Source organism: Moheibacter sp., assembly GCF_049672845.1.
In the GTDB taxonomy this organism is placed as follows: domain Bacteria; phylum Bacteroidota; class Bacteroidia; order Flavobacteriales; family Weeksellaceae; genus Moheibacter.
This window is the reverse complement of the sequence record NZ_JBATWT010000011.1, coordinates 20,848-33,813: the sequence shown is the minus strand read 5'-3', so window position 1 is coordinate 33,813 and position 12,966 is coordinate 20,848. Positions and strand designations below refer to the sequence as shown.

The window sequence follows — 12,966 nt, the reverse complement described above, 5'->3', positions numbered from 1 at the left end:
TATTGTATAATTGTGTGCAATTCTACCAAAAACGAGCGAGTACACCCAACCTTTCTATTATTTTTTACATCTAAGAAATAAAAGCTAACAATGAAAAAAATACTGACATTTACTATTTCACTTTTATTACTTCAAAATGTAATTGCCCAAGACCTTGTTGGAAAATGGAATATTAATTCTCTAATTGATAATAATAACCCTCCTGAAGAATACATTTTAAATCCAACAAAACCAGATGAACACGGAATTGAATTTGGACTTATACTTATCTTAAAATCTGACGGAACTTTCCACAGTTATCGAATTCCTGGCTGTGGACAAGACAGATTTCCACCTTCAACTTCCGGAAAATATACCATTATTGATGAAAACTACATTAGCTTTTTTTTAGAGAAAAGAAATGAAGAGCAAGAAACTTTAATTAACGAATATTTAGGGAAATTATATTATTCCAAAAAAGATGATGGATTTAGATTTTTAAAAAGCAGTGGAAATATTGAGCGTGATAAACAAATCGCATATTTTCGTGATTTACTCTATGAAAAAAACAGTGAAATAAACAAATATGAAGACAATGCACTTAATTGGAAATTTACAGAGATTAAAGATGAAAAAGAAGCTGTAGCTTTCTATATGTCAGAAAACCAAATTCAAAATTTTGAAATTCTATATTCAAGACGTGCAGAAGGTTATAACAGAAACATAATCTTAATAAAAATTGATAGTGATTTTAGATATGTAATATTTGAAAATGGTTTTTATGGACAAGGCCGTAACAGAATAGCTTTATATGACGATTCTACAATAAAAGAAATAGACAAATTAGTTGCTAAAATCGACAATGATAGAAATCTGAAAACAAAAACAATAAAGAACAATAATGAACCCAAGCAAAACTTAAACAATAATTCTGATATAACATTAACTCTATATCAAAAGAAAAAAAAATTACACAAAGCTGTTTATGACCAATATACTTCATATTCTAATATAAATGGAAATGTCAATAATATTACCATTTACTATCAAGATGAAGAACCAATCTATATTGAATATCTAATAAGGCATATCAGTAATCAGCAAGAGCCTGAATCAATAATAGGATTCTACATTTTGGACTTTAAAAACCAAAAAATAATCACAAAACCAATAAAAAATTATAGAAAGACCACCTATCCAAGCGGACTTCTAAATAAAGCAATGGATGAAATCAAAAAACAAATAAAATAAATGATCTCAAAATTATATATATCTTATTTTGTAGTATGTTTTCTAATATTCTGCTCTTGCAGTAGTACTAAATTTTCAAATAAAGAGATTATTCCTATTGATTTTAGAGATGATATTAGTTGGTATCCTCCTGAAGTTTATGAAAAATACGATTACTTTTATGAAGGAAATAAAATAGGGTTACAAAACAAAAACGGTAAAGAAATTCTTAAAGCTGAGTTTACAAATATCCGGTTTTTAAATGCAGAATACTTGTTAGTAGAAAAAGAAAAATTAAATGGATTGGCTAATATTAAAGGTGAAATTATTTTACCAATTGTAAAATCTTATTACAGTATCGATCTTTTTCCATATGAGAATCCTGTTATGATTATAGCAAGTAATTCGGATAATAAAGAAGAATATTACAATATAGTTGGAAAAGAAATTTACCCACCAACAAATTCTTTTGAACTTCGATTTTTTGAAGCTTTTTCTCATAATAACAAGAATTACATAACATTAGGAGATGGTTTTCCTAAAAAATTATTTAAAGTTGAAAATGACACACTCCAAGAAATCCATTTTGGTGAGGATAGTTGGGAATTTGTTAAATTGAAAAATAATCTTGTAAGTTTTTATACAGAACAAAATCAAATAATAAAAAGAGGATTTTATGACATAAATACTGAAAAAAACATCATTTTGGATATGTTTAGAGATTATCGATTAAATGAAAAAACAAACGAAGTTTGGATTAAAACAGACCAATTCTTTGACACAATTATAGATAGTGTTCTTAATGTAAAACCAAACCCAATCAAAAATATTTCTAAAATTGACGAATAAAAAAACTGCACGCAACATCATTGGCGAAATGGTGGGTATCAGAGTAAATTGATTATTCCTTTGTATCAACTTTATAGTTAAAATCTCACAACCTCCTCCCTGATTCTGGTTCTCACTTCACCACCGCATCATACAGCGCCTGCCGTATATTTTCGCGGACTTTCTTTCGGGATAAATCATTGCTTTCGGTACTCACATTTACCCGATTGGAGAGGAAAACCAACACCAACTGATGATCGGGATCGTTCCAAACCATCGTTCCCGTATAGCCAAAATGCCCGTAAGAATTATTGCTTCGGTCCGAAAGTTTATCAAAACCTGCTCCTCTCCGATTGCCCGAATACTGATCTTTCGTAAACTCCTGCAAAGCCTGCGGACTGAAAAAATTCACACCGCCATAACTCCCGCCGTTGAGATACATCTGCATGATTTTCGCCATATCCTGCGCATTGGAAAACAATCCGGCGTGTCCGGCAACACCTCCCATCATCGCTGCACCTTCGTCCTGCACAAATCCGTGTAGCAATTGATTTCGGTAAATCCGGTCTCTTGCACTCGGAACAATGAATTCCAAATCAAATTTTTCTCGTGGTAAATAAGTGGTGGAACTCAATTGCATCGGCTGATAAATCTTTTCATCCACCAATAAATTCAAAGGTTTTTTGTACTTTTTTTCCAAATATTCCTGAAACAAATAATACCCCAAATCGCTGTATTCGTACTTTTTAGAACCCAAAGGCGCATACATAATATCGGTCATAATCGTATCGCGAATCGAACCAATGATGTATATATTATCGGTCACTTTGATCGGATGTTCCTCATCTTGCTTTCTCGAATAATAATCCAAATACAATCTTGCATTTTGAACATTTACCGACTCTTTATAAAACCCAATCCAAGGCGGCAGTCCGGACTGATGCGCCAGAATTTCCCTAAGTTTCAGATTTCCTTTGTCGGTTCGGGCAGATTCGGGTAGAATACTCGCCAGATTCTGGTCCAGGTTGAGCTCGCCATTACTGACTTCCTGCATCAGCAAGGGTAAAGTAGCCGTTACTTTGGTAACGGAAGCCACATCGTAAACATCTTTAGGGCTTACTTTTTTTTTTCGTTCAATGGTTTGGTAACCAAAAGATTTATCGTAAATCACTTTTCCATTTTTGGCTGCGACGATTTGAAGACCCGGTGTAGTTCCTTCGTCAATGGCTTTCTGTGCCAACTGGTCAATTTGTTGAATGATTTCCGGTTTCAAGCCCACAGCCTCGGGAATTGCAAAACCCAAACGTTGTAAAGACTCGGTTTTTAGTGATTTTCCGTATTTCCATTCGGCATTGACATCGACCGGCAATTTTCCTTTCGCACCGATTGCACCAAAAATGATTCCCGCGGCAGCATTTTGGGTCATATCCAAATTCTGGTACATTACCAAGGCCGCTTTTGTGGAAGTCAAATCCAAATCCATCAATCCATAAGGACTCCCAAAAACCACCGCAATCGTATTGTTTTGTGCACTTGCTGCTTTCAAAATCGCATTGGAATTGGCCGAAATTTTATAACTTTTATAAGCGGTTTCGTTGGATTTATGGAATCCTATGATGACATAATCGTAGTCTTTTAATTTCGAAACTTCCGAAACCGATTTTATTCGGACTAAATCTGTTTGAACGTGAAAATTCAAATTCTGATGAAAGGTTTCAAATTCGGCTTCTTCCAAAGGCACAAAAGCGATTTTGGTTTCGGCTAAATTTTTAATCGGAAGTAAATCCGATTCGTTTTTGATCAAAGTAGCTGCGTTTTCATAAAGCTTTGAAGTCAGAGCCTGATGAGCAGGCGGATTGAGTCTTAAAACCAAATCTTTTGTATCAATCGGTTTGCTGTTATGCAATCCTACGAAATATTTCGCCATTAAAATTTTCTTGACACTTTCGGCCAATCTTTCTTCTGAAATTTCACCCGAATTAATTTTCGCTATGATTTTCTGTTTTCCGGTTTTTACGGCTTGTGAAAACAACAAAATATCGTTCCCGGCCTCAAAAGCTCTCGCATCGACTTCGCCCGGCGGATAAGATTTCGCCACGCCTTCCATATTCAAAGCATCGGTCACAATCAGACCTTTGAAATTCATTTCATTTTTCAACAAATCGGTTACCACTTTTTTGGACAAAGTAGTCGGCAATCCGCTGTTGTCCAGTGCCGGAACATTGAGATGCGCCACCATAATCGCCGGAACACCGGCATCAATCAACTGCTGAAAAGGTGCCAATTCCACCGATTTCAATCGGGATAAATCCTGATTGACCAGCGGAAGGGTTTTGTGTGAATCTTGACTTGTGTCGCCATGTCCGGGAAAATGTTTGGCCGATGCCAAAACACCTTTTTCTTTCATCCCGAGCATATAAGCGATTCCTTTGTCAGCCACATTCTGAACATCAGATCCAAATGAACGATTCCCAATGATGGGATTCTGTGGATTTGTATTCACATCTACAACAGGAGCGAAATTGAAATTAACTCCCATCGTTCTGGCTTGCTCACCAATGGCATTTCCCATTTCTTTCACGATTTGGTTATCTTCTACCGCACCAACCGTCATCGCCCAAGGAAAACGGTTTATCTCTTTCAGACGCATGGCCAGACCCCACTCGGCATCCATTCCGATGAGTAATGGGACTTTTGTCACTTTGTTGTAGCGATTGGTCAGTTCTGCCTGCTTTACAGCCAAATCCTGCATAAAAATCAGTCCGCCTATGTTTTCATTTTTTACAAGATTTTCAATTTCGGCTTCGTGCGCCGCATCTTTATTGGAATATGCCGCAACCACAAACAACTGCCCTACTTTTTCTTCCAAAGTCATGGCATCATACTTTTCATTGACCCATTTCATTTGCAGAGAATCCACATATAAGGGAGAATCCTGCTGGGCAAAAAGTATTTGAGAAAAAATTAAGATTGATAAAAGGGCAAAAAACTTCTTCATTTAAATCAAATTTAGTTCAGGTAAAATCAAATTTCTTTCCAAAAAACGGAAATTTATTTTAGATATAAAACATTCAGATGAAATCTATCACATCATCTTAAAATGTCTGAACATAAATCCACCGCCAATTCCAATTGAAACAAAGGGGTATCCTTTGCCCAGTGGCATCATATACTCATATCCGACTTTTAAATTTAACAAGGATAAAAGTTCAAAATAAATGTGCGGTGAAATCCGGAATTGGTTGTCAAATTCTTTATTGAAATCAAATAAATATCCCGCATTCAGGTTGGCCGAAAGCAAATAGTCTTTGTAATCGTTATCCACAATATAATAAGCAAGACCCAATTGTGGAGCCAGTCCTGATGGAATCTCATCATTTTTTGTGGTATAATCCAATCCAAAATAAATATCAAAAGGTTTATTTTTATCGAAAAGAGTGGGATAATTCACCGTTGCCTGAAACATTCCTTTTTTATCGTATTTGAATCCGGCACTTATCACTTGCGCCTGACTAAAAGTGAATCCAAAAAAGATGAATATACCAATTAGTAAAAAATAATTCTTTTTCATTTAACTTCTAAGTTTTATAATCAAGTATCATCCGAAAATGATTTTCACATTACAATCCGGTAAAGGATTACATAATCCTCACCTTACATTCCAACCGGGTTTAAGTCGAGGTTCATCAGAAAATAAACAACTGACATTATGGAGATTAAATTCGTTAGTATAAAAAATAATAGCCAGTACTTTTCCGATTTTGTGTTTTGTTTCTTCTGATTTCTAACCAATGCAGTTATGCAACTGATCAAACCAAAAGGAGGAAAACAGACAAAAATAAAAAGCAATATTCCATGAACGGCATTAAAGTCAACTGCAAAACTGCTCAAAAACCAGAGCATTAAAATGCACAAAAGAGGCAATACCGAAAGGAGTACACTTATTTTAAACCAAATTGAATTCACAACTATTTTATTTTCTAATTATGTATTCGGTACCATTTAATCCCACAAAAAAACTCCCTTTATCCTCATAGGTTTCAACAAGCACTAATGGATACTGAGGGGTTTGAAAACGAACGTAATATTCTTTCCAAATAATGGAATATTTTGCCGGTAAGATATTCTCACCTGTTATCGGGTTGCGAACGCCCCATAACTGGCTTTTTTCATCTAAAAATTTCTCAAAAGGCTGTTCTTTTGGTAAATATCCTACAATTTCTTTGGGTCTGATTTCATTAAAATCATCATCATTGTACTTGTAAACTACTTTCCCGTTTTTATCTATTCGTAACTTTTCGCCCTCTTGATATACTGTGGCATAATCACTGCTTTCGTACATTTTTTTTGCCGGATCCTTAATGTCCATAAAGTCAAAATCCTGACTAAATAATGAGGCTCTTTCAAATTGAACTTCAATCATTATATTTAAATCTTTGTCACAATAACCATAAAGTCCATCTTGTAAAACAGGAATCAGATCCGGGTATTTTAATTCTTCAGGGTTATTATTTTCCTGCGCATTTAAAAAGAGAAAAGGAATTAAACCCAAAGCCAATCTGAACAAGTAAAATGAATTGTTTTTCATGAACTAAAATATTTTTTTGATAAAGGTATAAGCAAACATGTATAAAAATAATCCCTGAATTCAGGGAATTTATACAGGGCAAGTCACATAAACCGAAGTACCTTTGTTTTTGGCTGTGGCAATTTCCAAACTACCTTTTAAGTAATTAATTCTGTGTTTCAGGTTGGCCAAACCGGATCCCTCCGATTGTAATTTTTCATCAAACCCTACTCCGTCATCTTCCACCGTTAAAAAAAGCTGGTAATCCCTTTGTTGGAGCTGTACAAAAATTTCTTTTGCATCGGCATGTTTTACGGCATTGTTGATTAACTCCTGTGCAATCCTGTAAAACATCAATTGTTTTTCTTTGTCCGGGCATTCCTTCACATTCACAGATTGAAAGTCAATTTTCAATTCTTCTCCTGACAAACGGGAACAATATTGCTGCAAAGCATCAGAAAGTCCATAATTTTGAAGCAAGTCAGGCAATAGGCTTTGGGAAACAAAACGCATTTCTGTAATGGCGTTGTCCAGATCCGATTTCAATTCCGATTGTAATTCTCCCTTTTCTTGTGAGGGGTTTTGAAAAAATGTATTTAATTTCAATTTGATCCCGGAAAGCAGACCTCCCAAACCATCATGCAAATCACGTCCCAAACGTTGACGTTCGGTTTCGGCGCCCTGCATCAAGGAGGAAAGCATTTCAATCTGGTGTTTATGTTCCAGTTGTGATAACTCATAATGATGCAAATCTTTATCTTGCTGGTTAATTTTCTTTTGACTCTTACTGTTCCTGTATAATAGAAACGCTAAAACAAATAAAATCAGCATCGCTCCGACCGAACCAAAAAGCCATATTTTATTTTGCTGGAGTTTCCAATCTTTTTTTTCATTGTCATGCTGAAGCTGCGCGATTTCCTTTTCCTTTTGAGCCGATTGAAATTCTGCTTCCAAAGTATGTAAACGCTGCACAATTGTTTTCTGGTCAATGCTGTCTTTCAAGTCGGAATATTCCAGCATATATTCGTACGCCTGCTCCGGGTTGCCTGTTTTATGTTCCAGATCAGCCAAATTCTTAAGCGAACTCAAGGTGCTTTGCGGATAATTATATCGTTTGGTATCTTCATAGTATTGTTTCAGGTAATAAAGCGAATTCCGGTAATCTCCTTTCTGATAATAAGCATGTGCAATGCCGGAAACAGCGTTCATTTTATAGGTAAATTCATTGTACTTTTCCGCGACTTTCAACGCAGACCGGTTATCGAGGATAGAAGCATCAAAATTCCCTTTTGCCAAATTGTATTCCGCTTTTAAATTGTAATAAAGCGCCCATTGCTGCAGCGTATCTTTCTTCTGTGACAAAGTTGATTTGGCGATTTCCAAGTATTCAAGCATATCATCCAGATTGCCAAGCTGATAAGAAACCATCACCAGATTGAGTGCGGAATTTCCTAAATTCCTCGAATCTTTTTTGGAATCGATTTGGGTATGGTAACTTTTGAGAAAATATTCTTTTGCCTTTTCAAATTGTCCGTTGTCATAAAAAATCAAACCTAAATTCCCGTAAACTGTATTGAGCGTAATGGTGTCTTTGTATTTTTCCAACGCAGGAATGATTTTCAGGTAAGTTTCCTGCTCTTTCACTTTATTCCCATTCAATCCATACAGCAAAGCTTTCAACATAGAAGCTTTGGCCATCCCCCATTCTTTGTCTTGTTGATTATTTATTTTCGAAAACCGGTCGAAAGCTTCGTCTACATATTTCCGGGCGGTTTTCAAATCATTTTTCCCAAAATAAAAAGAGGATTTCGCAATGAGTAAATTCCCTTCTGAGAATTGATACGGATGTTTTTTTAAATCTTTTTCGGCTTGATTGACCAATTGAAAAAAAAGAGCGGAATCCTGAATGCTCAGATTTTTAATCCGGCTGATTAGTTCTTCCAGCTCCAAGCTATCTTTCTGAAAATCCGCAACATTTTGGGCTTCCAGCTTATGCAGAGAGCCAAATAAAAATATTCCCAAAAAGATTAACACATAAGCCACCCTCATTCATTAAAAAATTTCATTAATTTGACTCTATAAACTTATAAATTATAACTTAAACTTCTTTCGGTTTGAAAATTAAAGTTGTAATCACAGATGACCACCCCATTGTCACGCAAGGATTTAAACATTTTTTATCCACTGAACCTGACATAGAAGTCTCCGCCACTTTTTCTGACGGAAAATCGCTCCTGAAATGGCTTTCGGACAATACGACCGATATACTTCTTCTCGACATTTATCTCCAGGACAGTAATGGATTGGAACTCTGCAAAAAAATTTCTGAAGAGTATCCTGACATTGGGATCATTGCCATAAGCGGACAGGACGAAGGTATTGTCATTTCCCAAATGTTGCAAAACGGCGCTTTGGGATATGTTCTTAAAAATGCCGAAAGCGAAGAAATCACCGAAGCCATACGATCCGTTTTTCGCGGAGAAAAATATTTATGCAAAAGAACCCAGGAATCTCTCCAGAAACTTGACAAACAATTAACCGAAATTCCAAAAATTACAAGGCGTGAAAAAGAAGTCTTGCTGCACATTGCTGAAGGCCTGACCACACAGGAAACCGCCGATAAATTATTCATCAGCCCGCATACGGTAGAAAGCCACCGCAAAAATCTGATGGAAAAATTCGAAGTAAAAAGCATGACTTCCGTTATCAGCAAAGTAAAAAGTTTGGGACTGATTTAATCTTTTTTCGCTTCTATCTTTTCTTGCAAAAACCGAATAAATTCTTCCATATCTTCCTTTTCATGCTGGTTCAGCTGAATCCATATTTTTTTCTCTTTTCCTTCCGAAAGAAAATACAGGCGTTTCAGGTTTTTGTTTTTGTCTTCCAGCCGAAGTAAATCCTGGTAGCGAATCAAATGAAGTGGAGAAGCGGGCGCGAATTTCAATTCCATGTGATCTTCATACAACTTTATGGTTTCCCTGTTCTTATTCATCAAACTGATGACAACCAAAAATACAGATATTCCCACTCCCGGTAAAAATAAGGGCTGCATGGTCACTAAAAAACTTACCAGGGCAATAATGGCCAATACGGAACCGGCATAAAGGGGAATATTCACGGCCGATTCTTTCATTTTATAGGTTTTAATTGCTTTCATTTCCTATTGAATTTATTTCTGAATAAAAATCCTGCTGTTTCAATTTGTTCATGAGGCTTCTCGCACCAAAAAAACCAATCAATCCTATTGGGATAAAGGCTGCACTTCCAATCATAAATAAAATACATCCGGTTTTTATTTTGTTTGAAACAATGAATATCAATCCTAAAATGTTTAGCAAAACAAAGGGTGCCGTAAAATAAAAAAGGATAGGTTCGGGATTTGCCAATTGCAACAGGCTAATCAAAGCGTGGATTACAATACCAATCCACATTCTGTAATCTATATTTTCCATAACAAAATTGATTTATTCAAAATTAAGGTTGACCGAAGGTTTAAAAAATCCCTGAAATCAGGGGTTTTACCCATCTCTTCCAAACAATAAATTTGATTTATAAAACATAGCGCAAATGCAGACAATTTGCTTTTTTAGAATTTTATTTCTTTTAGGATTGATTTCAGAGCTTCTACCGGCACAGAATCCGGTACATGAATTTGAAATTGCCGATGACATTCGGGCTCAATTAATCATAAAAAAAGGTGACTTGTCGGTTGTTATCTTCCCAGATGAAAAAAAGCAGATTATCTTAAAAAATGCAGAAAAAAACCCTGAGATTCTTTTTGAAGACATTAATGGAGACGGATTTACTGATATATTTCTGAATTTTCAATGGAAATATGGACATAAAAAGGGAAGAATTTTTCTTTTTCATCCAGACATTTCTTCATTTAAAGAATTTGAAATCAATAACACACGTCTGCTTGATACAGAATTCATTGGGCCAAAAACACTGCGCATCCGGCAATCTATTTTTCCGTCCTGTACAGATAATTGGAAAACCTTTTCGTTCAATCAAGATTTTGAAGTTTCCTTGATAATGTCGGTAGAGACATTGCGCATACCAGGAGCTGATTTGGATCTGAGTAAAAAGATTCAATACGGGCAGGGTAATGAATCGGAAGATTTGTTTCTCATTCAATATGGACAAGCAATTGAAGATTTGTATGCCTATGTTTTTGTCGAGAAAACAGAGTTATATGAAAAACCTGAATTTAATGCAAATTCAATAGGGTATCTGATTAAAGATGATGAATTTCTCATTTTGGATTTCACCTCTGATAATTGGTTGAAAATCCGCTTTTATAATGAAAATTTAAACAAGTATATTGAGGGTTGGATAAATGCTACAGAATTAATTCTTAATAAATATGGTCTCGAATTTGGCGGAGATCATCAAGAAGAAAACATTAATCTTAGTTTACTGTATCCATATTATGAAGAAAAAAGTATGTTTGTTTTTACAATCGGTATGACGAACAACAGTTCCAGCTCATTTTCAATTGCAAGCGGCCGCATTTGTATTTTGCTGGAAAATCCGGCCGGAAGACGTTATCTGTATGACCTATATGGTACACACTCGGAAATGCTTCCCCCGAAAAGTCTGAAAGAAACTTACGGTAAAAGCCCGGAAGGAAAATGGTATTCACCCAGTATCCTATTGGACGACAATACGGTGGAATGGGACGACGAATTTAAGAAATTCCTGATTTATCATGGTATAAATGAAGAAGAAGTGACTTATTTGCAATTCATTCCGGACACAATTCCGGCGGGAACCTATAAGATGTATGCGGTATTTTACAAACCATTCAGCTATGAGCCGGCAATTGTATCAAATCCTCAGCAAATTGAAATACCCTTCCCCAAACTTCCGCCCTCCAATAATTGAGTTAATTTTTGATGATGTATTCTGTTCCGTCAAGTCCAATATAAATGGCTTTGTCCAAAACTCCTCCGTAAGCAAGCACCAATGGATATTGGCGGATTCGTAAGTAATTATTGTATAACTCATCAAGTAAAGCGTAATGAGCTTTGATTATGATTTCGCCTGTTTCGGTATTTTTTATTCCGCGTAAAAAAGTTTCTTCACTCGTAAAATAAGAAAAGGGCAATTCTTCGAATTTCGGATAATACACAAGCCGAACACCTTCTTCAATCAAATCCTTGGCCTTCTCGTTTAATTCTGCCAGGAATTCTTCGTCAGGAAAAACAGATTTACCTGTATTTGAATCTGTTATGAGCTGAAAGAGTGTTTTTGAATCCACACCGTCAATAACATAAGTATTCGGACTCTTCATAAAAAGGTTGATAACCGTATCTCCTTTTTTAAAGTCTTCAGGATTGTATTTATAAACCGGCTCTCCCTTTTTATTGATTCTGTAACGTTCCTCATTGATATCTACCCATGCATAATCAGCGGTCCCATATTGCACGACTTCAGTATTTCTTACTTGGTAAATTTGAAAATGAAAATCTTCCTCAAATAATTCCGCGTGTTCAAATTTCGGATTTATCTTAAGATTTAAATCTTGATCACAATAACCATACAAACTGTCATTTACCAATACCGGAATTAAGTCGGGGTAATTCAATTCATCTTGTTGTTGAGCCGAAATCGGCTGTACTACGAATAGGGACAGACAAAGTATTGTCATAATTTTAGTCATAATTTGCATTTTTTTTCAACCCTCTTTTATTCTATAATTCTATATTCTTCCGGTACTTCAAAAAAGGAAGATTCAACTACCCTTTTTTCAATTGAAAGCACTTCTAACCCATATTCAAAATCATTTTCATTTATTCCTTTTGCTATTACCTTCAGAGGTAATCCCGGTATGCTTAGCAGAAACTCATACTCGCTAAAGAAGATCTTCGGCAATCCTTTTACATACCAAATCAGTATTTCCATATCAGCGTCCGGTTTGTCCCATGATAACCGGGCAAGGTTACAGGTATAACCGGAAATGACCTGCGTTTCTTCGGGGAAAGAAATTTTCATTTCCTGAAAATATTCCGGTACCGTCAGGGAAATTCTTTCTTTGACTTTTAAGGAATCAAACCGGGTGAAATATTTAAATGAAGTACTGTCTGCCCAGTTCGTTACCTGCACAAAAGGAGATTTGCTATGATCCTCCATTTTTGTCTTTTCCTCGTTAGTATAAACTTTGATTGCAGGGCCTGCTTCATTGAGCATTTGTATTGCTGCCGTCACTTCCTTATCAACAGAATCGGTGCTTGTCAAATGGAATCTATAGTTTACTTGATAAACTTCCAACTTGTTTTGGGCAATCATCTTTTCAGAAGAGAAAAACAGAGAGAAAAAAATGAAAAAATGAAAAATGTTTTGTCGTTGCTTCATGTTCA

Annotated in this window: 12 protein-coding genes; 4 read left to right on the top strand and 8 right to left on the bottom strand. The window is 35.6% G+C overall.

From position 1 onward, the window contains the following. Positions 1 to 90 precede the first annotated feature (90 nt). Together WBF63_RS04210 and WBF63_RS04205 are read left to right on the top strand one after the other, a co-directional pair. Positions 91 to 1,230 (top strand): hypothetical protein, encoded by a 1,140-nt coding sequence (locus WBF63_RS04210; protein ID WP_424368452.1) that lies wholly within the window; start codon positions 91 to 93, stop codon positions 1,228 to 1,230. Next, on the top strand, positions 1,231 to 2,058 hold the full coding sequence (locus WBF63_RS04205) for a hypothetical protein (RefSeq protein WP_424368451.1): 828 nt from the start codon (positions 1,231 to 1,233) through the stop codon (positions 2,056 to 2,058). A gap of 112 nt (positions 2,059 to 2,170) precedes the next feature. Here WBF63_RS04205 and WBF63_RS04200 read toward each other — a convergent pair whose 3' ends face one another. The 4 genes from WBF63_RS04200 to WBF63_RS04185 all read right to left on the bottom strand — a co-directional run bounded on the left by WBF63_RS04200 (position 2,171) and on the right by WBF63_RS04185 (position 8,653). Then, on the bottom strand, positions 2,171 to 5,035 hold the full coding sequence (locus tag WBF63_RS04200) for a glycoside hydrolase family 3 N-terminal domain-containing protein (RefSeq protein ID WP_424368450.1): 2,865 nt from the start codon (positions 5,033 to 5,035) through the stop codon (positions 2,171 to 2,173). Positions 5,036 to 5,122: 87 nt separating this feature from the next. Continuing rightward, a complete protein-coding gene (locus WBF63_RS04195; RefSeq protein WP_424368449.1) occupies positions 5,123 to 5,608 on the bottom strand; it encodes a hypothetical protein in 486 nt (161 codons plus the stop codon). A gap of 402 nt (positions 5,609 to 6,010) precedes the next feature. Beyond that, positions 6,011 to 6,625 carry a hypothetical protein gene (locus tag WBF63_RS04190; RefSeq protein ID WP_424368448.1) on the bottom strand — a complete coding sequence of 205 codons (615 nt, stop codon included), beginning with the start codon at positions 6,623 to 6,625 and terminating at the stop codon, positions 6,011 to 6,013. 69 nt (positions 6,626 to 6,694) lie between these two features. Continuing rightward, entirely contained in the window at positions 6,695 to 8,653 is a 1,959-nt protein-coding gene (locus WBF63_RS04185; RefSeq protein ID WP_424368447.1) for a tetratricopeptide repeat-containing sensor histidine kinase, read from the bottom strand. Between the two features lie 65 nt (positions 8,654 to 8,718). On the opposite strand from WBF63_RS04185, the gene WBF63_RS04180 reads away from it, so the two are divergent. Then, positions 8,719 to 9,342 (top strand): response regulator, encoded by a 624-nt coding sequence (locus WBF63_RS04180; protein WP_424368446.1) that lies wholly within the window; start codon positions 8,719 to 8,721, stop codon positions 9,340 to 9,342. On the opposite strand, the gene WBF63_RS04175 is transcribed toward WBF63_RS04180, so the two are convergent. Then, complete coding sequence (locus tag WBF63_RS04175) at positions 9,339 to 9,761, bottom strand: hypothetical protein (RefSeq protein ID WP_424368445.1); 423 nt, start codon at positions 9,759 to 9,761, stop codon at positions 9,339 to 9,341. The two genes, WBF63_RS04180 and WBF63_RS04175, sit on opposite strands and share 4 nt — an antisense overlap. After that, positions 9,748 to 10,056, bottom strand: coding sequence for a hypothetical protein (locus tag WBF63_RS04170; protein WP_424368444.1), 309 nt, complete (start codon positions 10,054 to 10,056; stop codon positions 9,748 to 9,750). The genes WBF63_RS04175 and WBF63_RS04170 overlap by 14 nt, the downstream gene beginning before the upstream one ends. A gap of 115 nt (positions 10,057 to 10,171) precedes the next feature. On the opposite strand from WBF63_RS04170, the gene WBF63_RS04165 reads away from it, so the two are divergent. Next, positions 10,172 to 11,491 (top strand): SH3 domain-containing protein, encoded by a 1,320-nt coding sequence (locus tag WBF63_RS04165; RefSeq protein ID WP_424368443.1) that lies wholly within the window; start codon positions 10,172 to 10,174, stop codon positions 11,489 to 11,491. 1 nt (position 11,492) lies between these two features. On the opposite strand, the gene WBF63_RS04160 is transcribed toward WBF63_RS04165, so the two are convergent. Both WBF63_RS04160 and WBF63_RS04155 read right to left on the bottom strand, forming a co-directional pair. Next, positions 11,493 to 12,269 (bottom strand): hypothetical protein, encoded by a 777-nt coding sequence (locus WBF63_RS04160; RefSeq protein WP_424368442.1) that lies wholly within the window; start codon positions 12,267 to 12,269, stop codon positions 11,493 to 11,495. Positions 12,270 to 12,295: 26 nt separating this feature from the next. After that, a complete protein-coding gene (locus WBF63_RS04155; protein WP_424368441.1) occupies positions 12,296 to 12,961 on the bottom strand; it encodes a hypothetical protein in 666 nt (221 codons plus the stop codon). Positions 12,962 to 12,966 lie beyond the last annotated feature (5 nt).

Bases quoted from the DNA above. Each gene is read 5' to 3' on its own strand.
- WBF63_RS04210 (WP_424368452.1), top strand. From the start codon at position 91: ATGAAAAAAATACTGACATTTACTATTTCACTTTTATTACTTCAAAAT.
- WBF63_RS04205 (WP_424368451.1), top strand. From the start codon at position 1,231: ATGATCTCAAAATTATATATATCTTATTTTGTAGTATGTTTTCTAATA.
- WBF63_RS04200 (WP_424368450.1), bottom strand. From the start codon at position 5,035: ATGAAGAAGTTTTTTGCCCTTTTATCAATCTTAATTTTTTCTCAAATA.
- WBF63_RS04195 (WP_424368449.1), bottom strand. From the start codon at position 5,608: ATGAAAAAGAATTATTTTTTACTAATTGGTATATTCATCTTTTTTGGA.
- WBF63_RS04190 (WP_424368448.1), bottom strand. From the start codon at position 6,625: ATGAAAAACAATTCATTTTACTTGTTCAGATTGGCTTTGGGTTTAATT.
- WBF63_RS04185 (WP_424368447.1), bottom strand. From the start codon at position 8,653: ATGAGGGTGGCTTATGTGTTAATCTTTTTGGGAATATTTTTATTTGGC.
- WBF63_RS04175 (WP_424368445.1), bottom strand. From the start codon at position 9,761: ATGAAAGCAATTAAAACCTATAAAATGAAAGAATCGGCCGTGAATATT.
- WBF63_RS04170 (WP_424368444.1), bottom strand. From the start codon at position 10,056: ATGGAAAATATAGATTACAGAATGTGGATTGGTATTGTAATCCACGCT.
- WBF63_RS04165 (WP_424368443.1), top strand. From the start codon at position 10,172: ATGCAGACAATTTGCTTTTTTAGAATTTTATTTCTTTTAGGATTGATT.
- WBF63_RS04160 (WP_424368442.1), bottom strand. From the start codon at position 12,269: ATGACTAAAATTATGACAATACTTTGTCTGTCCCTATTCGTAGTACAG.
- WBF63_RS04155 (WP_424368441.1), bottom strand. From the start codon at position 12,961: ATGAAGCAACGACAAAACATTTTTCATTTTTTCATTTTTTTCTCTCTG.